20 protein-coding genes and 1 pseudogene are annotated in these 21,665 nt (G+C 74.2%); 10 read left to right on the top strand and 11 right to left on the bottom strand.

Annotation, left to right across the window (positions count from 1 at the left end):
* Positions 1 to 112 precede the first annotated feature (112 nt).
* Both ACFU9E_RS03950 and ACFU9E_RS03945 read left to right on the top strand, forming a co-directional pair.
* Positions 113 to 1,345: an MFS transporter gene (locus ACFU9E_RS03950; protein WP_380684971.1), complete on the top strand. Its 1,233-nt coding sequence runs from the start codon at positions 113 to 115 to the stop codon at positions 1,343 to 1,345.
* Between the two features lie 10 nt (positions 1,346 to 1,355).
* Entirely contained in the window at positions 1,356 to 1,844 is a 489-nt protein-coding gene (locus tag ACFU9E_RS03945; RefSeq protein WP_380684970.1) for a macro domain-containing protein, read from the top strand.
* Here ACFU9E_RS03945 and ACFU9E_RS03940 read toward each other — a convergent pair.
* Positions 1,829 to 2,371, bottom strand: coding sequence for a GNAT family N-acetyltransferase (locus ACFU9E_RS03940; RefSeq protein ID WP_380684969.1), 543 nt, complete (start codon positions 2,369 to 2,371; stop codon positions 1,829 to 1,831). The two genes, ACFU9E_RS03945 and ACFU9E_RS03940, sit on opposite strands and share 16 nt — an antisense overlap.
* A gap of 180 nt (positions 2,372 to 2,551) precedes the next feature.
* Here ACFU9E_RS03940 and ACFU9E_RS03935 point away from each other — a divergent pair, with 180 nt between their 5' ends.
* Positions 2,552 to 3,370: a TetR family transcriptional regulator gene (locus ACFU9E_RS03935; protein WP_380684968.1), complete on the top strand. Its 819-nt coding sequence runs from the start codon at positions 2,552 to 2,554 to the stop codon at positions 3,368 to 3,370.
* Positions 3,371 to 3,431: 61 nt separating this feature from the next.
* Here ACFU9E_RS03935 and ACFU9E_RS03930 read toward each other — a convergent pair whose 3' ends face one another.
* Positions 3,432 to 4,760 carry a GNAT family N-acetyltransferase gene (locus tag ACFU9E_RS03930; RefSeq protein ID WP_380684967.1) on the bottom strand — a complete coding sequence of 443 codons (1,329 nt, stop codon included), beginning with the start codon at positions 4,758 to 4,760 and terminating at the stop codon, positions 3,432 to 3,434.
* A gap of 133 nt (positions 4,761 to 4,893) precedes the next feature.
* Here ACFU9E_RS03930 and ACFU9E_RS03925 point away from each other — a divergent pair, with 133 nt between their 5' ends.
* Positions 4,894 to 5,619 carry a dienelactone hydrolase family protein gene (locus ACFU9E_RS03925; protein ID WP_380684966.1) on the top strand — a complete coding sequence of 242 codons (726 nt, stop codon included), beginning with the start codon at positions 4,894 to 4,896 and terminating at the stop codon, positions 5,617 to 5,619.
* A gap of 19 nt (positions 5,620 to 5,638) precedes the next feature.
* On the opposite strand, the gene ACFU9E_RS03920 is transcribed toward ACFU9E_RS03925, so the two are convergent.
* The 4 genes from ACFU9E_RS03920 to ACFU9E_RS03905 form a co-directional block, all read right to left on the bottom strand.
* Entirely contained in the window at positions 5,639 to 7,117 is a 1,479-nt protein-coding gene (locus ACFU9E_RS03920) for a C40 family peptidase (RefSeq protein ID WP_380714751.1), read from the bottom strand.
* A 245-nt stretch (positions 7,118 to 7,362) separates the two neighbouring features.
* Positions 7,363 to 8,457, bottom strand: coding sequence for a hypothetical protein (locus ACFU9E_RS03915; protein WP_380687535.1), 1,095 nt, complete (start codon positions 8,455 to 8,457; stop codon positions 7,363 to 7,365).
* A 69-nt stretch (positions 8,458 to 8,526) separates the two neighbouring features.
* Entirely contained in the window at positions 8,527 to 10,443 is a 1,917-nt protein-coding gene (locus ACFU9E_RS03910; RefSeq protein ID WP_380687537.1) for a threonine/serine exporter ThrE family protein, read from the bottom strand.
* Positions 10,444 to 10,563: 120 nt separating this feature from the next.
* Complete coding sequence (locus tag ACFU9E_RS03905; RefSeq protein WP_380687539.1) at positions 10,564 to 11,313, bottom strand: DedA family protein; 750 nt, start codon at positions 11,311 to 11,313, stop codon at positions 10,564 to 10,566.
* A gap of 322 nt (positions 11,314 to 11,635) precedes the next feature.
* On the opposite strand from ACFU9E_RS03905, the gene ACFU9E_RS03900 reads away from it, so the two are divergent.
* Positions 11,636 to 12,793, top strand: a complete 1,158-nt coding sequence (locus tag ACFU9E_RS03900; protein ID WP_380687541.1) for an acyl-CoA dehydrogenase family protein — start codon at positions 11,636 to 11,638, stop codon at positions 12,791 to 12,793.
* A gap of 82 nt (positions 12,794 to 12,875) precedes the next feature.
* Here ACFU9E_RS03900 and ACFU9E_RS03895 read toward each other — a convergent pair whose 3' ends face one another.
* Positions 12,876 to 13,151, bottom strand: coding sequence for a hypothetical protein (locus ACFU9E_RS03895; RefSeq protein ID WP_355357676.1), 276 nt, complete (start codon positions 13,149 to 13,151; stop codon positions 12,876 to 12,878).
* A 168-nt stretch (positions 13,152 to 13,319) separates the two neighbouring features.
* Here ACFU9E_RS03895 and ACFU9E_RS03890 point away from each other — a divergent pair, with 168 nt between their 5' ends.
* Entirely contained in the window at positions 13,320 to 13,637 is a 318-nt protein-coding gene (locus ACFU9E_RS03890) for a cupin (RefSeq protein WP_380683463.1), read from the top strand.
* 37 nt (positions 13,638 to 13,674) lie between these two features.
* Here ACFU9E_RS03890 and ACFU9E_RS03885 read toward each other — a convergent pair whose 3' ends face one another.
* Entirely contained in the window at positions 13,675 to 14,304 is a 630-nt protein-coding gene (locus tag ACFU9E_RS03885; protein ID WP_380683464.1) for a TetR/AcrR family transcriptional regulator, read from the bottom strand.
* Positions 14,305 to 14,427: 123 nt separating this feature from the next.
* On the opposite strand from ACFU9E_RS03885, the gene ACFU9E_RS03880 reads away from it, so the two are divergent.
* Complete coding sequence (locus ACFU9E_RS03880) at positions 14,428 to 15,993, top strand: MFS transporter (RefSeq protein ID WP_380683466.1); 1,566 nt, start codon at positions 14,428 to 14,430, stop codon at positions 15,991 to 15,993.
* 152 nt (positions 15,994 to 16,145) lie between these two features.
* On the opposite strand, the pseudogene ACFU9E_RS03875 reads toward ACFU9E_RS03880, so the two are convergent.
* Positions 16,146 to 16,331 (bottom strand): annotated as a pseudogene (locus tag ACFU9E_RS03875) (type II toxin-antitoxin system Phd/YefM family antitoxin); the annotation flags it as partial.
* Positions 16,332 to 16,933: 602 nt separating this feature from the next.
* Here ACFU9E_RS03875 and tatA point away from each other — a divergent pair.
* The 3 genes from tatA (at position 16,934) to ACFU9E_RS03860 (ending at position 19,349) form a co-directional block, all read left to right on the top strand.
* Entirely contained in the window at positions 16,934 to 17,233 is a 300-nt protein-coding gene (tatA, locus tag ACFU9E_RS03870) for a Sec-independent protein translocase subunit TatA (protein ID WP_380683467.1), read from the top strand.
* Between the two features lie 173 nt (positions 17,234 to 17,406).
* Positions 17,407 to 18,702: a hypothetical protein gene (locus ACFU9E_RS03865; protein ID WP_380683468.1), complete on the top strand. Its 1,296-nt coding sequence runs from the start codon at positions 17,407 to 17,409 to the stop codon at positions 18,700 to 18,702.
* A gap of 5 nt (positions 18,703 to 18,707) precedes the next feature.
* Positions 18,708 to 19,349 (top strand): potassium channel family protein, encoded by a 642-nt coding sequence (locus ACFU9E_RS03860; RefSeq protein ID WP_380683469.1) that lies wholly within the window; start codon positions 18,708 to 18,710, stop codon positions 19,347 to 19,349.
* Here the strand turns inward: ACFU9E_RS03860 and ACFU9E_RS03855 are convergent.
* Together ACFU9E_RS03855 and ACFU9E_RS03850 are read right to left on the bottom strand one after the other, a co-directional pair.
* A complete protein-coding gene (locus tag ACFU9E_RS03855) occupies positions 19,346 to 19,720 on the bottom strand; it encodes a VOC family protein (protein ID WP_380683470.1) in 375 nt (124 codons plus the stop codon). The genes ACFU9E_RS03860 and ACFU9E_RS03855 overlap by 4 nt on opposite strands.
* 117 nt (positions 19,721 to 19,837) lie before the next feature.
* On the bottom strand, positions 19,838 to 21,505 hold the full coding sequence (locus tag ACFU9E_RS03850; protein WP_380683471.1) for an alkaline phosphatase D family protein: 1,668 nt from the start codon (positions 21,503 to 21,505) through the stop codon (positions 19,838 to 19,840).
* Positions 21,506 to 21,665: the final 160 nt, after the last annotated feature.

Raw genomic sequence — 21,665 nt, 5'->3', positions numbered from 1 at the left:
GCCGCATTGACACCACACTGTTGTCAATGCGGCAGAACAGGTGTTGGACCACGCACGGCCGGCGGCCCGAGGCTGAGGGGCCTTCCCCTCCCCCCTCTCCCCGTGGAGTCCCATGCTCTCCCCGTACCGACGCCTGTTCGCCCGGCCCGGCACCACCGCCTTCACCCTGGCCGGGCTGCTCGGCCGGCTGTCGATGTCGATGATCGGGGTCTCGCTGGTGGTGCTGCTCGCCGAACGGCGCGGCTCGTACGCGCTGGCGGGCACCGTCGCGGCGACCGGCCTGGTCACCGGGGCGATCGGCATGCCGGTGATCGGCCGGCTGGTCGACCGGTTCGGGCAGGCGCGGGTCACCGTCCCCACGGTGCTCTACTGCACGGTGCCGCTCTCCGGACTGCTGCTCTGCGTCCGCACCGGGGCTCCCGACTGGACGCTGTACGTCTGCTGGGCCGCCGGCGCGGCGGCACCGAACCTCGGCGGCATGGCCCGGGCCCGCTGGGCACATCTGCTCCGGGACGAGCCGGACGAGCGGCACCTCGCCAACTCCTTCGAACAGGCGCTGGACGAACTCTGCTTCATGGCCGGCCCGGTGCTCGGCATGGTGCTGTGCACGACGATCGCACCGGAGGCCGGACTGCTCACCGCCGGCGGACTCGGCGCGGTCGGCGGGCTCCTCTTCGCGGCCCAGCGCCGCACCGAACCGCCGACCGCCGGACACCCGGCCGCCGGACGGCACGGCTCCCCGCTGCGGGTACCGGGGCTGCGGGTGCTCACGGTGACCTTCCTCAGCACCGGCATGATCTTCGGTGCGCTCGACCTGACCACCGTCGCCTACGCGGACGCGCTGGGGCACCGGCCGGTCGCGGGCGGTCTGCTGGCCCTGGTGGCGGCCGGCTCCTGCGTGGCCGGGCTGGTGTTCGGCACGCTGCGGCCGAACGGCCCGGCGGGCGCCCGCTTCGTGCGGGGCCTCGCGGCGATGGCGGGTCTGCTGCTCCTGCCGCTGGCCGCCGGACTGGGCGGCGCGGGGCTCGTCCTGCTCGGAGTGGCGCTGTTCGCGGCCGGGACGGGGACCGCGCCGACCATGGTCACCGGCATGATGCTGCTCCAGGAGCTGCTGCCGCAGCGGCAGTTGAACGAGGGCATGGCGATCGCGGTGTCCGGCATCGTGGTCGGCATCTCGGGCGGCTCGGCGCTGGCCGGCACGGTCGCCGAGCACGCGGGGCCCGGCGCCGGCTACTGGATCCCGGCCTGCGCGGCGGCGCTCGCCCTGCTGATCGGGCTCGCGGGCCGCCGCCACCTGGTCGCGCCGGCGGCGGCTCCCGAACGCGTTGTCAGTGCCGCGCGCTAGCGTTCGGGGCATGACGGCTGCGAGCACCATCACCCACGTCCGCGGCGATGCCACGGCGCCCCTGGGCAAGGGGGTCAAGGTGATCGCGCACGTCTGCAACGACCTCGGCGGCTGGGGGAAGGGGTTCGTGCTGGCCGTCTCGCAGCGCTGGCCGGAGCCGGAGGCGGCGTACCGGCGCTGGCACCGCGAGCGGGCGGGGAACGACTTCGGGCTCGGCGCCGTGCAGTTGGTGCGGGTCGGGACGCACCTCTGGGTGGCCAACATGGTCGGCCAGCGCGGCATCCGCACCGGCCGCTCCTCCGGGCCGCCGGTGCGGTACGAGGCGATCGACACCGCGCTGGCGACGCTGGGCGGGCACGCGCTCGACCTGGGCGCGTCCGTGCACATGCCGCGGATCGGGTGCGGACTGGCGGGCGGGCGCTGGGAGTCGGTGGAACCGCTGGTGACCGCCCGGCTGTCCGGTCGAGGGGTGCCGGTGACGGTCTACGACCGCGACTGACGGGCAAGTTCGGAGGCCGGCCAGGTGTACTCGTACTCGGGCAGCGTGTGGCCGCCGGGGAAGACGCCCTGGCGCTCGGCGGTGCGGCGGGCACCCTCGCGCTCGTAGAAGGCGACCGCGCGGGTGTTGGCCTGCAGCACCTCCAGGTAGAGGTCCGTGCCGGGGTGGCGGTCGGCCGTGTGCGCCCGGGCGGCGGCCAGCAGTTCGCGGCCGATGCCGCCGCCGGTCAGCCCGGGGCGGACGTGCAGGTTGTCGAGCAGCACCCGGCCGTCCCCGTACGGGACGAGGTAGGCGAACCCGACCACGTCACCGTCCCGTTCGGCGATCAGCAGCTCGGGGGTCGTCTCCGGACCGCCGTAGTCGACGGCCAGCCGCAGTTCCCAGATCTCGCGCCGCTCGGCGGCCAGCCCGTCGCCGAGGGCTTCGGCCGGGACGATGCCGGCGTACGCGGTGCGCCAGCTGGCGGCGTGCAGTTCGGCGACGACCTCGGCGTCCTGGGGGCCGCCCGGGCGGATCACGATGCTCATTCGGCAAGCCTCTCATTCGCGCTTGAACGCGTTCAAGTGATGACCTAGAGTCAGAGCATGTCTTTGAACGCGTTCGAAAAATGCGGCAGGACGGCGTCGGTACCGGATGCGGAGGGGGCATCCGGTACCGCGGACTCCGACACCGCCTGGGACTGATCCGATCGGGCTAGGCTCGGAGCCGTGGACGACCTGGCAGCGACGAACGGCACGAGCACGGCGAACGGCGCCAACGGCACGGACGGGGGCGGCACCGGCACGGCCGGGGACACCGCGGGCCCGGCCGAGACGCGCGGCAGCCGCGCACAGCCGAAGACCGACAAGAGCGAGCAGACCCGGGCCCTGATCCTGGAGACCGCGATGCGGCTCTTCCAGGAGCGCGGCTACGAGAAGACCACCATGCGCGCCATCGCCACGGAGGCGGGCGTCTCGGTCGGCAACGCCTACTACTACTTCTCGGCCAAGGAATTCCTGATCCAGGGGTTCTACGACGGCATGACGCACGAGCACGCCGCGGACGCCAGGAGCCGCATGGCGCACACCCGGGACTTCAGCGAGCGACTGGAGATCGCCCTCGCCTCCTGGCTCGACACGGCCGCCCCGTACCACGAGTTCTCCGCCCAGTTCTTCCGCACCGCCGCCGACCCGAACAGCTCGCTGAGCCCGTTCTCCAACGAGTCCCACCCGGCCCGGGCGACGGCCGTCGAGCTCTTCCGCGAGGTGCTGCAGGGCTCCGAGCTGGCGCCGAAGCTGGACGCCGAACTGGTCGACCTGCTGCCCGACGTGCTGTGGCTCTACCTGATGATCGTGGTGCTCTACTGGGTCTTCGACCGGACCCCGGACACCGAGCGCACCCGGGAGTTCGTCCGGCGGTCGGTGCCCATGACGGCCCGGGTCATCAACCTTTCGCGCTACCGCGTGTTCCGGCCGATCGTCCGTGACGCCAAGGGCCTCATCCAGGACTTCATCCTGCCCACCATCGGGAAGACCGCGGTGAAGTAGCCGCGGCACGGCCACCGCACGGCGGACACCCCCGGCCGCGCGGACCGGGGGTGACGGCCGATCAGAATCCGTCGATGTTCCAGGCCAGCAGCGGCCGGCGCAGCAGCAGGTCCGCGGCGGCCACCGCGCCCGGGCGCAGCTCGGTGACCAGGCCGGCCAGCGCGATCCGGGGCAGCGTCTCGCCGGCCAGGTAGAGCGCGCCGAGCGCCGAGGCGTCCAGCGCCAGGTCGGCCTCGTCGGTGGTCCGGGTACAGCGGCCGGTACCGTCCGCGGCGACCTCGATCGCCCAGCGGCCGGCGGCGTGGCCCTCCCGGTCCTCGACCTCCAGCACCACGCGGCCGGGCGCGCCGTACGTCCGGGCGTTGAAGGCGGCCTCGACGTCCAGCACCCGCAGCCACATGAAGTCGGCGTTGTCGACGTGCGGGGTGGCGGCGCGCGGCTCGTTCAGCAGCATCGGCAGCGGGTCGTCCGGTCCGACGTTCTCCACCGAGACCTTGCGCACCCAGTCGACCGAGAAGAGGTAGCCCCACAGCGCGTGGGCTGTCGGCCGGTCCAGGGCGAAGAAGTCCAGGACGGTGAGCGTGCAGTTCGGGTAGGAGCCGTCCCAGGTGTCGTCGACCTTGTAGACGGCCAGGCCGGTGGCGGTCCCCTCGGCGTCCCGGTGGACGACGGCGAAGGGCTCCTTCCAGTCGAAGCCGGGCACCTCGATCTCACCGGTGTGGCGCTGCCAGGTCAGCTCGTCGCGGTCGATCGCACCGGGCTGGGTGACCCGCCAGCGGTCGAACAGCTCGGGGCCGATCTTGCGCAGCTCCGCCATGTCGACCAGGTCGATCCGCCCGCCGGGCACGGTGGGCAGGCCGGCCCGCAGGCCGCCGGCGCGGAGCAGGTCGATGTTCCAGCCGTGGCCGCGGGTGGCGGGGCCGAAGCCGTACCGGCCGTAGATGTTGTACTCGGCGGCGATCAGGATCGCGACGGCGGCACCGCGCTCCCGGGCCGCGGCGAGGTCCCCGGTCATCATCCGGCGCAGCAGGCCGCGCCGCCGGTGGGTGGCGGTCACGGTGACGGCGGTGATCGCGTCGGCCTTCACCACGGCGCCGCCGGGCACGGTCAGTTCGGCGTCGAAGCTGCGGAAGGTGGCGACGATCCGGCCGTCGTCGAACGCGCCGAGCATCCGGCCCGGCTGCCACTGCCGGCGGCGGAACTCCGTCGCCCGGCCGACGTGCGACCGCAGGAAGCCGACGGCCAGCGCCCGGTCCCACGCCTCGACCTCGTCCTCGCCGACCGCCCGGATCTCGATCCCGTCGACGATGTCGCCCTGTTCCTTCGAACGCTGTTCCTTCGGACGGCCGCTGCCAGGATCGCGGGGGCCGTCGTTCGTCTCGTTGCCCATTCGCTCACCGTACGGCGGGATTTCGGCGATGGCATCCGAATTATTCCGGGTGCGGCGGACGGGCCCCACCCGCCCCGTCCGCCCTCGGCGAAGACCGGCCCGGACGGGCGCCGGCCGCCCTAGAGTCCGGCCCATGGCGACAATCACCACCCACACGGTCCGTTACCCGGCCGATGGACTGACGATGATCGGACACCTCGCACTCCCCTCCGGCACCGGCCGCCGGCCTGCGGTCCTGCTCGGCCCCGAGGGGCCCGGCCTGAACGACGTCTACCGCCACCGGGCCGACGCCCTCGCCGAACTCGGCTACGTGGCACTGGCCTTCGACCTGCACGGCGGGCGCTGGTTCACCGACCCCCAGGAGATGCTGGCGCGCGCGCTGCCGCTGCTCGCCGACCCCGAGCGGATGCGGGACGTCGGCCACGCGGCGCTCGACGTGCTGCGCGCCGAACCGCGCACCGACCCGGAGCGGATCGCCGCCGTCGGCTACGGCACCGGGGGCGCCATCGCCCTGGAGCTCGGCCGCGCCGGGGTCGACCTGCGGGCGATCGGGACGGTCAACGGCCTGACCACGGGCCGGCCGGGCGAGGCCGCGCGCATCCGCTGCCCGGTGTGGGCCGGGGTCGGGTCGGAGGATCCGATCATGCCGCCCGCGCAGCGGGAGGCGTTCACCGCCGAGATGCAGGCCGCGGGCGTCGACTGGCGCCTCGTGGTCTACGGCGGGGCGCTGCACGCGTTCCACCACCCGCCGGTCGACCACACCGTGCTCCCCGGTGTCGGCCACCACCCCCGGCACGCGGAGCGGGCCTGGCACGACGTCCTCGGCCTGCTCGCCGAGTGCCTGCCGGTGACCGAGTGAGTGGGTGCCCGGCCGCGCGTCAGGGGCGGGCGTAGAAGTCCGGGGTGCCCATGATCCAGAGGCTGGCCTGTTTGACCGGCCGGCCGGCCCTGGGGGCCTCGATCATCTGGTCGTCGCCGATGTAGAGGCCGACGTGGTGGATGTCGGCGGCGCGGCCGGTGGCGCTCCAGAAGACCAGGTCGCCGGGGCGGAGCTGGCGGTAGGTGACCGGGGTGGACTGGGCGTACTGGTCGGCGGCGAAGTGGTTGAGCCGCTTGCCGCCCTGGCGCCACGCCATCATGGTCAGCCCGGAGCAGTCGTAGCCGCCCGGGCCCTCGCCGCCCCAGACGTAGGGCAGGCCGATCTTGGTGCGGGCGAAGGCGACGGCCTCGGCCGCGCCCTCGGCCGACCAGGGGCTCGCCGGGGGCGGGGGTGCGGCGGAGGTGGCGGGCGGGGCCGCAGCCGCGTCCCGTTCGGCGGCCTCGGCGGCCTCGGCGGCTTTGGCGGCCTCGGCGGCTTTGGCGGCCTCGGCGGCGGCCCTGGCCTCGGCCTCGCGGGCGGCCTGCTCCGCCGCCTCGCGTTCGGCCGCCGCCTTCTCGGCGGCCGCGCGGGCGGCGGCCTCGGCCTCCCGGGCGGCGATCGCCTCCAGCGCCTCGCGCCGCTGCCGCTCCAGCTCGACGGTGGTGTTCCGGGCGGCGGCCAGCTCGGCGAGCAGCTGCTCGCGCCGCAGTCCGGCGGCCGTGACCTGGTTCTGCTGGTCCGCCAGCCGTGCCTCGGCGCGCTGCCGGGCGGCGCCGACCGCGGCGGCGGCACGTTCGGCGGCCTCGGTCGCGGTGCGCGCGGCGGCGGCGGCCCGGGCCGCCGCAGCCGCCGTGGAGACCGCCGCGTCGAGGATCTGCCGGGTGCGCCGGCTGGCGATCCCGACCACGGCCGCCCGGTCCCCGGCCTCGCGCGGACCGCGCGCGCCGAGCAGGGCGTTGATCGCGGAGAGTTCGGCGCCGGTGCCCTGCCGGTACGTTTCGGCGGCCAGCGCGGCGGCCTCCTCGGCCGCGTCGGACCGCTCGGCCTCGGCGGCGGCGGCCCGGGCGGCCGCGGCGGACTCCTCGGTGCGGGCCCGGGTGAGGGCGAGCTGGGCGCCGTTGTAGGCCTCGACGGCCTGTTCGGCGGTCCGGGCCGCCCGGTCGGCCTCGCTCCTGGCGGCGGTGAGCGCGGCTTCGATGGCGGTGACGCCGCCGGCCCGGCGATCGGCCTCCTCCCGGGCCCGGTCGATCTCCTCGGCGGACGGGTAGGCCTGCTCCCCGGCCCCGGAAGCCCCGGACGGATCGGCACCGGGCGGCACGGTGACGGGTGGCACGGTGACGGGTGGCACGGTGACCGGCGGCGCACCGGGCGGCACGTCGGCGGGGGCGGACGGGGCCGGTGCCGCCGTGACGGACACCGCGGCGGGGAGCAGTCCGAGCAGGGCGGTGAGGGAGAGGGTGAGGGACAACAGGAGGGTCGGCAGGAGCCCGCGCGCCACGATTCATCCCTTCGAACGGCCACGAGGGAGTGGAGCGGCCACGCGCACGTGGGCCGACGGGCCGGCCGACCGACGGACCAGCCGACCGGCGAACCATCCCATTCCGTGACAAGGCGATCACTGAACGCCATGCTCTCAAGCCGAGGCGCTTTCACGCCTCAAGCCCGCGCCACCAACCGAGTGACCATCGGATGATCAGACCGCAGCCGCCTCCGGCCGGACCACCGCGCGCCCGGGTGTGCCCGCTACCGGCTCATCCGGCGGGTCCGCGTCCGCAGCCAGCGGTGCCGGCCCGGCCGGGCCACCTGGCCGGCCGGACCGACCGCGTACGTCCGGCTGCGGCCGGCCCGGACCGCCCGGCGTCGCTGCTGGGACCGGCCGTGCCGCCCCGCCCGGGCGGTCGGCCCGCCGTCGCCGGGCGCACCGGCCCCGGCGCTGTGGCGGCTCCCCGACCGGTGCTCCGCGGTGCCCGCCGCCGAACGGCGGTCGGCCAGCCGGGCGGACCGCCGGGCCAGCGCCCGGGCGGCGTGCGCGTCCAGGTGCGCGGTGGCCCGGGCGGCCATCTGCTCGGCCACCCGGTGGGCCGCCGGGTGGTGGGCCGGCACCTTGTCGGGCGCCCCGGCGATCAGGTCGAAGAGCCAGGTGCGGGCCTGGTCCGCACGCCGGTGCAGCAGGCGCTCACGCCGGAGCGCCCGGGCCCGCAGGCGCGGGCTCGCGGCGTACCGCCAGCGCGCCCAGGGGCTGCTCGGGCGGGCCAGCCGGACGGCCCCGACCCAGGAGAGGCCGGGCACCATGATGCCCAGCAGCCCGGTCCACACCTTGCCCTTGAGCAGGGTGACGATCATCGCCAGCGCGTTCACCGAGATCACCGTGACCAGCCCCCACCTGGTCTCCCCGGTGGGCTCGGCGCCGAGCGGAACGTACCCGACGAGCAGCAGGCCGGTGAAGAGGATGCCGAAGATCACCGCGTCCACCGACTTGCGCCCCTGCTCGCTCCAGTAGACGTCGTCCAGGTGCAGGATCAGCGCGAACTCGTCCAGCACCAGGCCGCAGCCGATGCCGAAGAGCAGCCCGAAGACGTCGATCCACGGGTGCCCGCCGTAGGTCGCGAACACCCCGATGCCCCCGGCCAGCAGGAAGCCCAGGCCGAACACCATGTGGTGGATGTGCAGCCCGCCGGGCGTCACGTTGCCGGGCCACCAGCGCACCTGGGCCCTGATCATCCGCACGCTGAACCGGATGAAGACGAAGGAGGTGGTGAACCCGACCAGCAGCAGGAACAGCGGTTGCTTGTGCGTGGCGACGATGTGCTCGCGATAGCCGTCCAGCAGTGTGGTCATGGCTCTTACCTTCGTTCCTGGTGCTGCGTGCGACCTTCCGCGACATGGCCCGGGGGCCAACGCCCGGCGTCAGAAGCCGCGGGTGCGCTTGGCGGCCCGGCGGGGGATGACCGGGGCAAGCGAGGGACGCTCGCCCCCGACCGGGAGCTTCATGAAGAGCCGGGCGATCTCACCGCCCAGGTTCACGCCGATGGCCAGCGCCATCGCGATCGCGGCGGCCCGGGTGATCTGGACCAGCCCCCCGCTGGGGTGCCCCTGGGCGAACGAGAGCATGCCGAGGTAGAGCGCCGAACCGGGCATCAGCGGCCCGATCGCGGCGGTGACGTACGGCAGCGCGGACCCGTTGCGGTAGCGCGCCATCAGCTGGCCGAAGAGGCCGACCAGACCGGCCGCCACCCCGGTCGCGACGATCGGCGAGACCCCCGCGTTGTAGGCCAGCACGCCGTAGCTGGCCCAGCCGATGCCGCTGTTCAGGGTGACCAGCGCGAGCGAGCGGCGATCGGTCTGCAGCAGCATCGCGAAGGCGAGGGTCAGCACCATCGCGGCGACCATCTGGACCGGCGGGTAGTTGTTGCCGACCAGCGACTCGTCCGGGCGCAGCTTCGCCTCGAAGCCGACGCCCAGGTAGAGGATCAGCATCACGCCGATGACGATGCCCGCCACCAGGTAGATCACCTCCAGCAGGCGGGCCGCCGCGGTGATGTAGAAGCCGGTCAGACCGTCCTGCACCGCGGCGACCAGCGCCCGCCCGGGCAGCAGCGCGAACAGCCCACCGGTGATCACCACGGAGCCGCGCAGGCCCAGCTCGTTGAACGAGAGCACGATGCCGGAGGCGGCGGCCGGCATCGCGGCCAGCACGAACTGGTAGAACTCCGGCAGCCCGCGGCGGGCGATCAGCGAGGCCAGCCGGTCGCCGAGCACGGCGGCCACGAAGGCGCTGAGGAAGACCAGCCAGGCCTTGTCGTCGATCTTCCCGCCGACCAGGAAGGTCGCCGCGCCGGCCAGCAGACCGGTGTTCAGCGCGAGCAGCCAGGCCGCGTACGGGTGCCGGTTGCGGCGGATCACCGCGAGCCGGCGGTAGGCGTCGTTGACGCTCACCTGCTCCGCGGTGATGTCCGCGACCAGCTCGTACACCGCGTTCAGCCGGGTGTAGTCGGAGGTCCGGCGGCGCACCACGCGGTCGGCGGTGATCGGCGGCTCGACCAGCGAGGGCTGGTGCGAGATGCCGATCAGGGTGAAGGTGACCTGCGGTTCGCAGCGGTCCAGCCGGTACGCGTGCGCGATGCCGAGCATGGCCGCCTCGACGTCCTCGGCGGCCTCGCCGCTCGCCAGCAGCAGTTCGCCGATGCGCAGGGTCAGGTCGAGGATGCGCGGGACGTTGCGGGCCGCGGCGGAGGCGGTCGCGGGGTGCAGCTCGCGTGCGGAGCGCTCGAAGGCGGGGCGCTCGGACATCGGGGTGCGCAGCAGGGTGCGCATCCGGTCCGGCCAGGGCGCCTCGCCGGGGGCGCCCTGGCTGAGGGCACCCAGCGGGATGCCGGCCGGCGGGGTGTAGCCGGCGGCCCGCCACTCCTCGGGGGTGAGGGTGTCCTCGGCCACCGAGCGGCGGCGGTACACCGGGGCGAGCGGTTCCCCGGCGGGCGTCGTCGGGCCGGCGGGCTCCGCGGTGGCCGCGGCGGGAGCAGTGCCCTCGGCGGGGGCGGTGCCCGTGGCGTACGCGGTGCCCGCGGTGTCCGTCGGGGCGGTGGCCGGTTCGGGTTCCGGGGCCAGCAGGCCCTTGGTCTCGGGGGCGGGCAGCGCGAGCGGGATCTCCACGGTCTGCTCGGCGACCGGGGCGGGGTGCCCGAGCAGCCCCTCGGTGGGCGGCGCCTCGGACGGGTGGACCGGCCGCACACCGGCGGCCGGGCGGGCCTGACGCTGCGGACGGCCGCCCCGGCCGCCCCTGGCCCTCTTGCCGCCGCCCGGTCGGCCCCGCTTCGGCACTTCCACTCCTTGCCGCCCCTGGCGGTGCCGGTCCCCCGGGCCGCCGATCGATCTCGCCTACACCTTGCCTGATCGAACTGCTGGACGCACATGTACGCGACGGCGGGCGGCGGCGTCCCCGGACGCCTACCCGGCGCGGTGCCGGCTGCCGGTTCCGGCGACGGGCGCCGCCGTGGGGGCCGTGGCGGCGTCGGTTCCGGCGTCGGTGCGGGCGTCGGTCGCCCGGGTTTCGGCGGTCCGGGCTTCGGCGGTCCGGCCGGAGCGGCGGGCGCGCAGCAGTTCGACGGCCACCGGGATCACCGAGACCAGCACGATGCCGACCAGGATCGCCTCGATGTTGTCCCGGACGAACGGGATCTGCCCGAGGAAGTAACCGAGCACCGTGACGCCGGCGCCCCACAGCACGCCGCCGATCACGTTGAAGAGGACGAAGACCCGGTAGTTCATCCTGCTCACCCCGGCGATGATCGGGGTGAAGGTGCGGACGATCGGCACGAAGCGGGCCAGCACGATCGCCTTCGGCCCGTGCCGGTCGAAGAAGGCCGCCGCCTTCTCCACGTTCTCCTGCTTGAACAGCCGGGAGTCGGGGCGCCGGAACAGGCTCGGGCCGACCTTCCGTCCGAACAGGTAGCCGACCTGGTCGCCGGCCACCGCCGCGGCCACGATCAGCGCGCAGACCACCCAGAGCGGCTGGTGCAGGTAGGTGCCGCCGGCCACCAGCAGGCCGGTGGTGAAGAGCAGCGAGTCGCCGGGGAGGAAGAAGCCGATCAGCAGGCCGGACTCGGCGAAGACGATGGCCAGGATGCCGATCAGCCCGAACGTGGAGATCAGGTGGGTCGGATCGAGCCAGGACGGGCCGAGGGCGAGGCTGGTCACGGTGCGGACTCCTGAGGGCCTGGTGGATAGGTCGAGTCTTGGCAATGAAACAGTAAAGCATTTGCCAAGTCCGTATCGGACAACCCTGTTCCAGGGCCCGTTCCGGCGGCCGCCCGGGTGGCCGCCGGGCAGGCCGGGAGCCGTTCACCCGAGGCCCCGCGAAGCCCGTCACCAGGCCGTTCGTCGCGGCGCGGACGCCGCTCTCCCCACCCTGGACAGCCGAAGCTACCCGGGATTAACTTGTGGGGCGATCGGCGGGGCCGTCCGAGCCCGTCGCGCAGGCTCCAGCGAACGTCAGGCACCGTCGAAGGGAGGCGCCGCCGTGCGCCGCACCGTGTTCACCGAGGACCACGAGGCCTTCCGGGAGACCATCCGGGACTTCATCGCCAACGAGGTCGTCCCCGTCTACGAGAGCTGGGAGGCCGAGGGCCACCCGCCGCGGGACTTCTACCGCAAGCTCGGCGAACTCGGCGTCTTCGGCATCGAGGTGCCCGAGGAGTACGGCGGCGCGGGCGAGAGCGGCTTCAAGTACCAGGCGGTGGTCGCCGAGGAGACCGCGCGGGCGGGCGTCAGCTTCGGCTCCTCCGGGGTGCACACCGGCCTGGTGCTGCCCTATCTGCTGGAGTACGCGACCGAGGAGCAGAAGCGGCGCTGGCTGCCCGGCTTCGTCTCCGGCGACCTGATGACCGCGATCGCGATGACCGAGCCGGGCGCCGGCTCCGACCTCGCCGGCATCTCCACCACCGCGCGGCTGTCCGAGGACGGCACCCACTACGTGCTCAACGGCGCCAAGACCTTCATCACCGGGGGCGTGCTCGCCGACCTCGTCCTGGTGGTCTGCCGCACCTCGCCGTACGACCCGGAGAACCGCCGGGCCGGGCTCTCCATCCTCTGCGTGGACACCGCCTCCCCCGGTTACAGCGTCGGCCGCAAGCTGCAGAAGATCGGGCTGCGCACCTCGGACACCGCCGAGCTGGCCTTCTCGGACGTCAAGGTGCCGGTGGAGAACCTGCTCGGTGAGGAGGGGAAGGCGTTCACCTACCTGACCCACAACCTGGTGCAGGAGCGGCTGGCGATCGCGGTCGGGGCGTACGCGGCCGCCGCGGCGGCGGTCCGGTTCGCGGTGCAGTACGTCAAGGACCGCAAGGTGTTCGGCAAGGCCGTCGCCGAGTTCCAGAACACCAAGTTCACGCTCGCCGACTGCGAGGCCCAGGTGATGGCGCAGCAGTCGATGGTCGACCGCGCGCTGGAGCTGTACCAGAACGGCGCGCTGACGGTGGCGGACGCGGCGGCGGCGAAGCTGTTCTGCACCGAGTCGGCGTCCGTCGTGATCGACAAGTGCCTTCAGCTGCACGGCGGTTACGGCTACATCCTGGAGTACCCGATCGCCCGGCTCTACACCGACAACCGGGTGTTCCGGATCTACGGCGGCACGAGCGAGGTCATGCGCAGCATCGTCGCGAAGTCGCTCGGGCTGTAGCAGGGACCCCAGGGCGGCCGCCGCCGCGCGATCGTTCACCCGTCCGGCGGAGTCGGGCGGGTGAACGGGCCGGGCGGCCGGCTCAGTTGGGCGAGTGGTGCTCGGCGCGCCACGCCTCCCAGCCGGCCGACGACGCCACCTTGGCCTCGTGCAGGGCTCGCTGGGCCCGCTGGGTCAGGGCCGCCGGCGGGGTGTCCAGCCCCCGCACCCACTTGCGGCCGGCCGTCGCCAGCGCCGCGCACACCATCACCGCACCCGCCGTCCCGAACACCGCGGCGATGCCCGTCAGCACCGCGCCGCCGGCCAGCAGCGAGCGGTTGACCTGGAACCCGCTGAAAAAACGCTCATTGGTCGCCATGCCTCCACGATGGAGGCAGTCGGCCACCGCCGCACGCCGAGCGCACCCGCGCGCGCCCGCGCCCCGCGCCCGTGCGCTTCGGCGTGCGGGCGCGGGGCGCGTCCGGGACGCTGGGCCGCAGGAGCGCCCGCGCGGCGAGGCCGCGCCCGGACGGCAGGAGGACGAGCGATGGTCGATCTCGAACAACTCGTCGCGGAGCACGCGGCCATGGCGGCCGAGAGCCCGCACGGCCGCAGCGCCCATCTGGTGCTGCACGACGGGGTGCTGCGGCAGACGGTGATCGCGCTGACCGCGGGCACCTCGCTCGACGAGCACAACGCCCCGGCCGCCGCCAGCGTCCAGGTGCTGCGCGGGCGGGTCTCGCTCACCATCGCCGGCCGTCGCGAGGAGCTCTCGACGGGGCAGTTGCAGGCCGTCCCGCAGGAGCGGCACGGCCTGCTGGCCCACGTCGACTCGGTGGTGCTGCTGACGGCCGTCACCGCCTGAGCCCCGGGCGGGGCGCCGGGCAGGGGGCCCGGCGCTCTCAGGCCACGGGGCCGTGCCAGTCCTTGGCGCCGTGCCACTCCCCGGACTTCCGCTTCAGCACCGAGCCACCGACCAGCTCCAGCCCGCGCAGCAGGCCCCGCCCACCGGGCGCCATGTCCGGCGCGGCCAGCCACTGCCCGGCCAGGCCCACCAGCAGCGCCTGGTAGAAGGTGCCTCGGGACAGCTCCTCCTCGGTGTCCGCCACCTCGGTGAGCCCCTGGAACAGGGCCGACAGCCCGAGCCGCGCGTTCTTCTGGACCTCGCCGAGCGCCTCCCGCAGCTCCGGCACCCGCTCCACCTGCACCATCGCCTCGAACTGCGAGGCCCAGAGGCCGCGGTGGGCGGCGATGCTCTCCAGCACGCCGTCCCAGACCGCGACGAACCGCTCCTCCGGGTCGTCGGACGTCTTGTTGGCCCGCGCCACCACGGCCCCCAGGACATCGCCCCACTCCCCGGTCGCCTCGATCAGCGCCGCATTGAGCAGCGCCTCCTTGGAGCCGAAGTGGTAGCCGATGGCCGCCAGGCTGACGCCGGAGGCGGTGGCGATGTCCCGGGCGGTGGTGCGCCCGTAGCCCTTCTCGGTCAGGCAGCGCTTGGCGCCGGCCATGAGGTCCTCGCGATTTCCCATGGCCCGAATGCTACGTCCGATCAAGACGAGTGTCTTGCACGAACGTCTGGCACACCAGTCTCGCACGATTGATTGAGACAAACGTACTAGACAGACGTCTGACACGTCCGTACCGTCTTCCCCATGACCGCCACCCCCGGCCGCGCAGGCCGTCGCGAATGGATCGGCCTCGCCGTCCTGTTGCTCCCGACCCTCGTCCTGACCATGGACATGGGCGTGCTCTTCTTCGCCGTCCCCTACATCTCCACCACGCTGGCGCCGAGCGGCACCCAGCAGCTGTGGATCATGGACATGTACTCGTTCCTGCTGGCCGGGCTGCTCATCACGATGGGCGCGCTGGGCGACCGGATCGGCCGCCGCCGGCTGCTGATGATCGGCGCCAGCGGTTTCGCCGGAGCCTCGCTGCTCGCCGCCTACGCGGACGGCGCCGGACAGCTGATCGCCGCCCGCGCCCTGCTGGGCGTCGCCGGGGCCACCGTGATGCCCTCGACCCTCGCGCTGATCCGCAACATGTTCCACGACCCCAAGCAGCGCCAGATCGCGCTCGGCGCCTGGGGCGGCATCCTCACCGCCGGCGCCACCCTGGGACCGGTCGCCGGCGGCCTGCTGCTCGACCACTTCTGGTGGGGCTCGGCGTTCCTGCTCGCCGTCCCGGTGATGGCCCTGGTCCTGCTCGCCGCCCCGGTGCTGCTCCCCGAGTACCGCTCCCCGCGGCACGGCAGCTTCGACCTGCTCGGCGCCGCCCTCTCGCTGGCCGCCGTCCTGCCGCTGGTCTACGGAGTCAAGACGCTCGCGGTGGACGGCTGGGACCCGCTCGCCGCGCTCGCCGTCCCGGCCGGGCTGCTGCTCGGCGGCGCGTTCTACCGCCGGCAGCGCACCGCCGCCAACCCGCTGATCGACCTCGGCCTGTTCCGGATCCGCGCCTTCAGCGGAGCGATCAGCGTCAACACCATGGCGATGTTCGCGATGATGGGCTTCAGTCTCTTCACCTCGCAGTACCTGCAACTGGTCAAGGGCATGAGCCCGCTCACCGCCTCGCTCTGGTCACTCGTCCCCAGCGTGGGCGTGGGCGCCGCCGTCGGCCTGAGCTCGGCGCTCGCCGGGAAGGTCCGCCCGGCGGTGCTGATGGCCGGGGGCTTCCTGATCGGCGCGGCCGGCTTCGCGCTGATGACCCGGGTCGGCGCGGACTCCCCGCTGGCGCTCGTCCTCACCGCGGCGGGCGTGCTGGCCGCCGGCACCGTCGGCACCATGACCCTCACCGCCGAGATGGTCGTCTCCGCCGCCCCCGTCGAGCGGGCCGGCGCCGCCTCCGCGACCTCCGAGACCGCCGTCGAACTCGGCAGCTCCCTCGGCATCGCCCTGCTCGGCGCGGCCGGCGCCGCGGTCTACCGCTCCCGGCTCGACGGCGCCCTCCCGGCCGGCCTGGACGGCGAGGCCGCCCGCACCGCGCAGGACACCCTCGGCGGCGCGGTGACCGTCGCCGCCCAACTGCCCGGCCGGCTCGGCACCGACCTCCTGAGCACCGCCCGCACCGCCTTCACCGACGGCCTGCACGTCGCCGCCGTGGTCGGCCTCCTGATCACGATCGGCGCCTCCCTCCTCGCCCACCGCCTCATGCGCCACCTCCCCGCCGCCCCCGCCCCGACCCCCAGCCCCGAGCCCGCCACCCCCGAGCCCGCCACCGCCTGACCGCCCCACCCCGACTCCCCCACCGGCGCGTCATCGCAGCCCCCACCCACCCCGGGCGGGGGCTGCCGCGTTCCCGCCCCGGGATCAACGCCACTACCACTCCCGGCAGTTGCCCGTCGTCGCACCCCTCCGCCCCTGGCCTCCCGCCGCCGCCCCCGCGAGCCGGCCTCCGGCCCGAGCGCATCGGCCTCAATCCGCTTCAGCCGCCGGTCTTCGCCGATGCCGACCAGCACGGCTTCCGGTCGTCCATGACGCGTGACGACCGTGCCCGTCCCTCGACCGGCGCGGTCGACGGCTCGACCGAGGTGACCGCGGACCTCCGACGACGACTCGACCACCGGCCCAGCCGGCAGGCCCACACACACGATCACGCGGAAAGCGATCACGGATTCCCCTACGAGATGTCACCGCCCCGAGCTCCGCCCGAGGGCCCGGCATGCGGCCTGGCACTTGAGGCACGAGGTCGAGGGAAGGGCGTCACGACCCCGAGGTCGGCGAGGAGCAGGGCAACAGGGGCTGCCACACATCGGCCGGTCCTGCCGCACCGAGGCCCAACGCCGAGCCGTGCCACCGGGATGAGCAACGAGGCCCGCCCCGGGCGGATGCGGTGGCGGCGGTGGTGGGAACCGGCCAAAACGTGGGGATGGGGCGGCTCGAAGGGGCGTGGTCCCCGGGTGGGCGGGCGGCGGGTGCGGCGCGGGGGGCCGGGGGCGGGGTGGCGGACGGGGACGGTGGGGGGTGGCCTGACCTCGGGCGATGCGGGGGCTCCGGGCGGGCTCGGTGCCCCGACGTGCCGTCCGGCCGCGCAACATCTGGTTTTTGACCAGCGTTTCCCGGCCGGTGTATACGTTCGCCGCCACGGGCAGGCATACTGGCCAGGACGGGCGCTTTGCCCAACTGTGACGTATGACACTAGACGAGAAGGGACCGGTGGCCAGGGATGCTGCGTAACGGTCTTGAGCCCTGGCACGTGCTCGTGGTGCTGGCTGTCGTGATCCTGCTGTTCGGGTCGAAGAAGCTGCCGGAGATGGCCCGCGGCCTCGGCAAGTCGATGCGGATCCTCAAGGCGGAGACGAAGGCGATGCGCGAGGACGACACTCCCGCCGCCGACGCCGCCCAGGGCACCGCTCAGAGCACCGCCGCCCCGGCGCAGCCGGCGGCCGAGCAGCCCCGCCAGGCCGTGAACCCGACCAACGTGACCAAGGCCACCGACCAGCCGCGGTCCACCACCACCGCCTGACACCCGGCGGCCCGATCCCGGCCGAAGCCCCCGCCCCGCGGCGGGGGCTTCGTCGTGTCCACCCACCCTGCCACCCGCCCGGCCACCCGCTCGCCCGGCTCCCGGGCTCGACTGGCCGTCCCTTTTGATCCGTTATCTCCTGGTGTGCACGACCGGAGGAACGGAGCTGAGGCATGGCGACCAACGGGCCCGGCGGCGACCGCTCCGACGAGCTCGCCGAGCTGCGCGCCCGCCTCGGCGCCGTCGAGGCCCGCACGGCCGCCGCCCCGCCCCGGCGCCACCGGGCCCGCTCCGCCTTCGCCGTCCTGCTGGTCCTGCTCGCCTGCGTGCTGACGCCGCTGAGCATCGCCGCCGTCTGGACCAGGTCGCAGATCACCGACACCGACCGGTACGTCGCCACCATGGCGCCGCTGGCCGCCGACCCGGCCGTCCAGACGGCCGTCGCCGACCGGGTGACCGCCGAGCTGGTCACCTACCTCCCGGTCGACTCGCTGCTCACCGAGGTCGCCCCGGCGGACCGCCCGCTGCTGAACACCCTGCTCGGCGGCATCGGCCAGGCGCTCACCGACGGGATCACCGGCTTCGTGCACGACCAGGTCCTGCGGGTGGTGCGGAGCGACGCCTTCGCCACGATCTGGACCGACGTCAACCGGGACGCCCACGCCGCCGTCGAGAAGATGCTGACCGGCCAGGGCGGCGGGGCCGTCGAGATCAGGAACGACACCGTGGTGCTCGACCTCGCGCCGCTGATCGACCGGGTGAAGACCCGGCTGGTCGACAACGGCCTGTCGATCGCCGCCCGGATCCCCGAGGTGCACACCCAGTACACGCTGGTGCAGTCGGACGCGATCCCCAGGATCCGGACCGGCTTCCGGCTGCTGGACCTGGCCGGGTTCTGGCTCCCGGTGCTGACGGTGGCCTGCGCGGCCGGCGGTGTGCTGCTGGCCGGCCGGCGCCGCCGGGCCGTCGTCACGGTCGCCCTGGGCATGGCGGGCGGGGCGCTGCTACTGGGGATCGGGCTGTCCGTCTTCCGCGCCGTGTACCTGGACCGGCTGGCGGCCGGGGTCGACCTGGCGGCGGCCCAGGCGGTGTACGACACCCTGGTGCGCTACCTGCGCTCGGCGGTCCGGGTGGTGGTCGCACTCGGGCTGCTGGTGGCGCTGGGCGCCTGGATCGGCGGCCGGGGGCGGTGGGCCGGGACGGTCCGGGGCCTGTGGGCGTCCGGACTCGGGGCGGTGCGGCGCGCCGCCCAACGGGCCGGGCTGCGGCCGGGGCCGGTGGGCCGGTTCGTGCACCGTTGGAAGGCCTGGCTGGGCTGGGCGGCGGTGGCGGGCGCGGCGCTGGCGTTCGTGCTGTGGAGCTATCCGACGGTCCTGGTGACGCTCTGTCTGGCGCTGGCGCTGGTGGCGGTCCTGGCGGTGCTGGAGTTCCTGGACGAGCCCGGCGGCACCCCGGCCGGGGCGGGCTGACCGGGATGGCCGGGCAGCAACCGCCGACGCCCCCGCCCCGGGACAGCCCCGACCCGCGGGCCTGGGCCCTGCTGCTCGGTTCGTTCACCCTGCTGATGCTCGGCTACTTCACCCTTCCGCTGCGCCTCCTCGGCCAGGACCGCCCGGGACTGAGCTGGGTGCTCTTCGGGGTGGTGCTGACCGGCCTGACCGGGCTGCTGCTGGCCCGGATCGTCGACACCGTCCGCGGCACGGGCCGCCACCCCGGGGTCTGGCTGGCCTTCCTGATCTGTCTCTCGCTGACCGTCTTCGCCGCCACCTACTACGTACTGGCCGACCGCCAGGGCGAGTTCGTCGGGCTGGAGACCCGGCTCGACTCGCTGTACTTCACGGTCGTCACGATGGCGACCATCGGCTACGGCGACATCACCGCGGCCGGGCAGGGGCCCCGGCTGGTGGTGCTGCTGCAGATCGCCTACAACTTCGTCTTCCTGGCGGCGGCGGCCGGCGCGCTGAGCCGGACGGTGCGCAGCGGCATGGAGACCCGCGCCGCCCACCGGGACGAACACGGGCACGAGCACCAGCGCCGGCAAGGACAGCACCGCGGCCACCACCCACGCGACCTCCGCCGCCTCCGCCGCAACCGCCGCCGTCGTCGTGACGGCTAGGTTCGGCTGGCGTCGATCACGCAGAAGCGGTTGCCGTCCGGGTCCTCGACGACCACGAAGTCCGGGTCCGGCGGGTAGAGGTCCCAGTCGGCCAGCCGTGCGCCGAGGCCGATCAGCCGCTCCACCTCGGCCGCCTGGTCGGCCGCGTCCGTCGCGTAGAGGTCCAGGTGGACGCGTGGGTGGCGCTGCGGCGGGGTGGCGCTCCGGCCGAGCGCCACCTGCACACCGGCCGCGCCGTCCGCCGGGACGAGCACCACCCAGTCGTCCTCCAGCGAGCCGTCCCGGGGGACGTACCCGAGGGCCTCGCCCCAGAACGTCGCCGCCCGGCGGACGTCCGCCACCCCGAGGACCACGGAACCGATTCTCAGCATGCCGCCGATTCTGCCGGACGGGCGGGCCCGACTGGGCAGTTGACGGCAGGCCGGGAACGGCCGTCGGACGGGGAGCGCCGGGCAGGCCGGGAACGACGGGCAGGCCGGGAACGATGGTCAGGCGGGGACCAGGCCCGGCTCGCCGGCCACCACGGCCCAGGAGGCGGAGGTCCGCACCGGCGACTCGCGCACGGCGATGCTGTCGACGGTCCGGGCGTCGGTCAGCCACCGCTCCCGGTCCACGTCCAGGCGCAGGTAGCCGCGGCTCAGGCCCTCGAAGTACCGCACGTGCGGGTTGAGCGAGGGGTTGAGCGCCTTGAGCGGCCCGTCGAAGGCGGCCGGGAACTCCGAGCTGACGCTGGTGGCGGTGAACTCGACGGCAACCGGGGCGGCGGCGAGGTCGTCGCGCTCGATCCGCAGGTCGCTGAACCAGGAGGAGTGGATGTCCCCGGCGAGCACCACCGGGTTGGCCACGGCGGCGTCCCGCAGGAAGCGCAGCAGCCGGGCGCGGGCCGGGTCGTAGCCGTCCCACTGGTCGAGGTTGGCGAGCGGCGGCAGCGGGTGGGACGGGTCCAGGAAGTTCGGGAAGCGGATCTGACTCATCATCACCTGCTGGGCGATGACGTTCCACCGGGCCCGGGAGTCGCCCAGGCCGCGGCGCAGCCACTCCTCCTGCTCGGCGCCGGTCAGGGTGCCGGCGGCGTTGCCCAGGCCGTCCGCGACGGGGCCGAGGTCCTGGCTGTGGCCGCCCGGCTGGTCGGTGCGGTACTGGCGGGTGTCGAGCACGTTGAGGCGCAGCAGGTCACCGAAGTCGAAGCGGCGGTACAGCCGGTAGTCCGGGGAGCCGTTGCGGTAGGGGTTCCGCAGCGGCATGTGCTCGTAGTACGCCTGGTAGGCGGCGGCGCGCTCGCGGGCCATGGCGGCGGTGTCCTGGTGGGCGGCGCCGGTGTCGTCGATCTCGTCGACCAGGCCGGCGTAGTTGTTCTCGACCTCGTGGTCGTCCCAGGTGACGATCCAGGGGAAGGCGGCGTGCGCGGCCTGCAGCGCCGGGTCGGTCTTGTACTGCGCGTGCCGGGCCCGGTAGTCGGCGAGGGTGATCAACTGGTTGAGGCCCGGGGTCTGCGGGGCGGTGTGCAGGCGGTCGGGGAAGGCGCTGCTCGGGTCGGTCTCGTAGATGTAGTCGCCGAGGTGCACCACGGCGTCGAGGTCCTCGGCGGCCAGGGCGGTGTACGCGGGCCAGTAACCGTGCTGCCAGTCCTGGCAGTTGACCACGCCGAGACGGAGCCGGCCGGGGTGGGCGCCGGCGGCCGGGGCGGTGCGGGTCCGGGCGGCCGGGCTGAGGTGGCGGCCGGCCCGGAAGCGGTACCAGTAGTCGCGGCCGGGCTGGAGTCCGCGGACGTCGACGTGGACGCTGTGCGCGCGCTCGGCCTCGGCGGCGGCGACGCCGCGCCGGACGACCCGGCGGAAGCCCGGGTCGGCCGCGACCTCCCAGGAGACCGGCACGGTGCGGGTGCCCATGGACGCGGCGTCGAACGGGTCGGCGACCAGGCGGGTCCACAGGACCACCGCGTCGGGCAGCGGATCGCCGCTGGCCACGCCGAGGAGGAACGGGTCGCGGCGGACCGGTTCCGCGTGCGCCGTACGGATGTTGAGTGCCTGGACGCCCGCGGCGACGGCCGCGCCGACCAGCAGTCCGCGCCGGCTGAGCGCGGTGGACCGGGGCCGGGGCGGAACGGACGACGCGGACGCGGACGACGGCGACGAGAACGACGAGGACGGTGGCACGGGAGACCTCCTGCGGCGGCTGAGCGGCATCGGGGACACCAGGCCGACATTCCATCAGAACGTCGTACGGCCGACCATGAACGGAAGGCGACGATTTCCCGCTTCTCCGACCCGCCGCACGGGAGTTGCCGCCCGGCGCCGGACGCTCGGCCGCCGCGCC

The organism is Kitasatospora sp. NPDC057595 (assembly GCF_042800875.1).
GTDB lineage: Bacteria > Actinomycetota > Actinomycetes > Streptomycetales > Streptomycetaceae > Kitasatospora.
The sequence above is the reverse complement of the archived record's forward strand: the minus strand, read 5'-3'. Positions and strand labels throughout refer to the sequence as shown.

Excerpts from the sequence above, each read along its gene's own strand:
- ACFU9E_RS03915 (WP_380687535.1), bottom strand. The coding sequence starts at position 8,457 with ATGACCACACTGCTGGACGGCTATCGCGAGCACATCGTCGCCACGCAC.
- ACFU9E_RS03895 (WP_355357676.1), bottom strand. The coding sequence starts at position 13,151 with ATGGCGACCAATGAGCGTTTTTTCAGCGGGTTCCAGGTCAACCGCTCG.
- ACFU9E_RS03945 (WP_380684970.1), top strand. The coding sequence starts at position 1,356 with ATGACGGCTGCGAGCACCATCACCCACGTCCGCGGCGATGCCACGGCG.
- tatA (WP_380683467.1), top strand. The coding sequence starts at position 16,934 with ATGCTGCGTAACGGTCTTGAGCCCTGGCACGTGCTCGTGGTGCTGGCT.
- ACFU9E_RS03940 (WP_380684969.1), bottom strand. The coding sequence starts at position 2,371 with ATGAGCATCGTGATCCGCCCGGGCGGCCCCCAGGACGCCGAGGTCGTC.
- ACFU9E_RS03930 (WP_380684967.1), bottom strand. The coding sequence starts at position 4,760 with ATGGGCAACGAGACGAACGACGGCCCCCGCGATCCTGGCAGCGGCCGT.
- ACFU9E_RS03890 (WP_380683463.1), top strand. The coding sequence starts at position 13,320 with ATGGTCGATCTCGAACAACTCGTCGCGGAGCACGCGGCCATGGCGGCC.
- ACFU9E_RS03880 (WP_380683466.1), top strand. The coding sequence starts at position 14,428 with ATGACCGCCACCCCCGGCCGCGCAGGCCGTCGCGAATGGATCGGCCTC.
- ACFU9E_RS03885 (WP_380683464.1), bottom strand. The coding sequence starts at position 14,304 with ATGGGAAATCGCGAGGACCTCATGGCCGGCGCCAAGCGCTGCCTGACC.
- ACFU9E_RS03950 (WP_380684971.1), top strand. The coding sequence starts at position 113 with ATGCTCTCCCCGTACCGACGCCTGTTCGCCCGGCCCGGCACCACCGCC.
- ACFU9E_RS03860 (WP_380683469.1), top strand. The coding sequence starts at position 18,708 with ATGGCCGGGCAGCAACCGCCGACGCCCCCGCCCCGGGACAGCCCCGAC.
- ACFU9E_RS03925 (WP_380684966.1), top strand. The coding sequence starts at position 4,894 with ATGGCGACAATCACCACCCACACGGTCCGTTACCCGGCCGATGGACTG.
- ACFU9E_RS03865 (WP_380683468.1), top strand. The coding sequence starts at position 17,407 with ATGGCGACCAACGGGCCCGGCGGCGACCGCTCCGACGAGCTCGCCGAG.
- ACFU9E_RS03855 (WP_380683470.1), bottom strand. The coding sequence starts at position 19,720 with ATGCTGAGAATCGGTTCCGTGGTCCTCGGGGTGGCGGACGTCCGCCGG.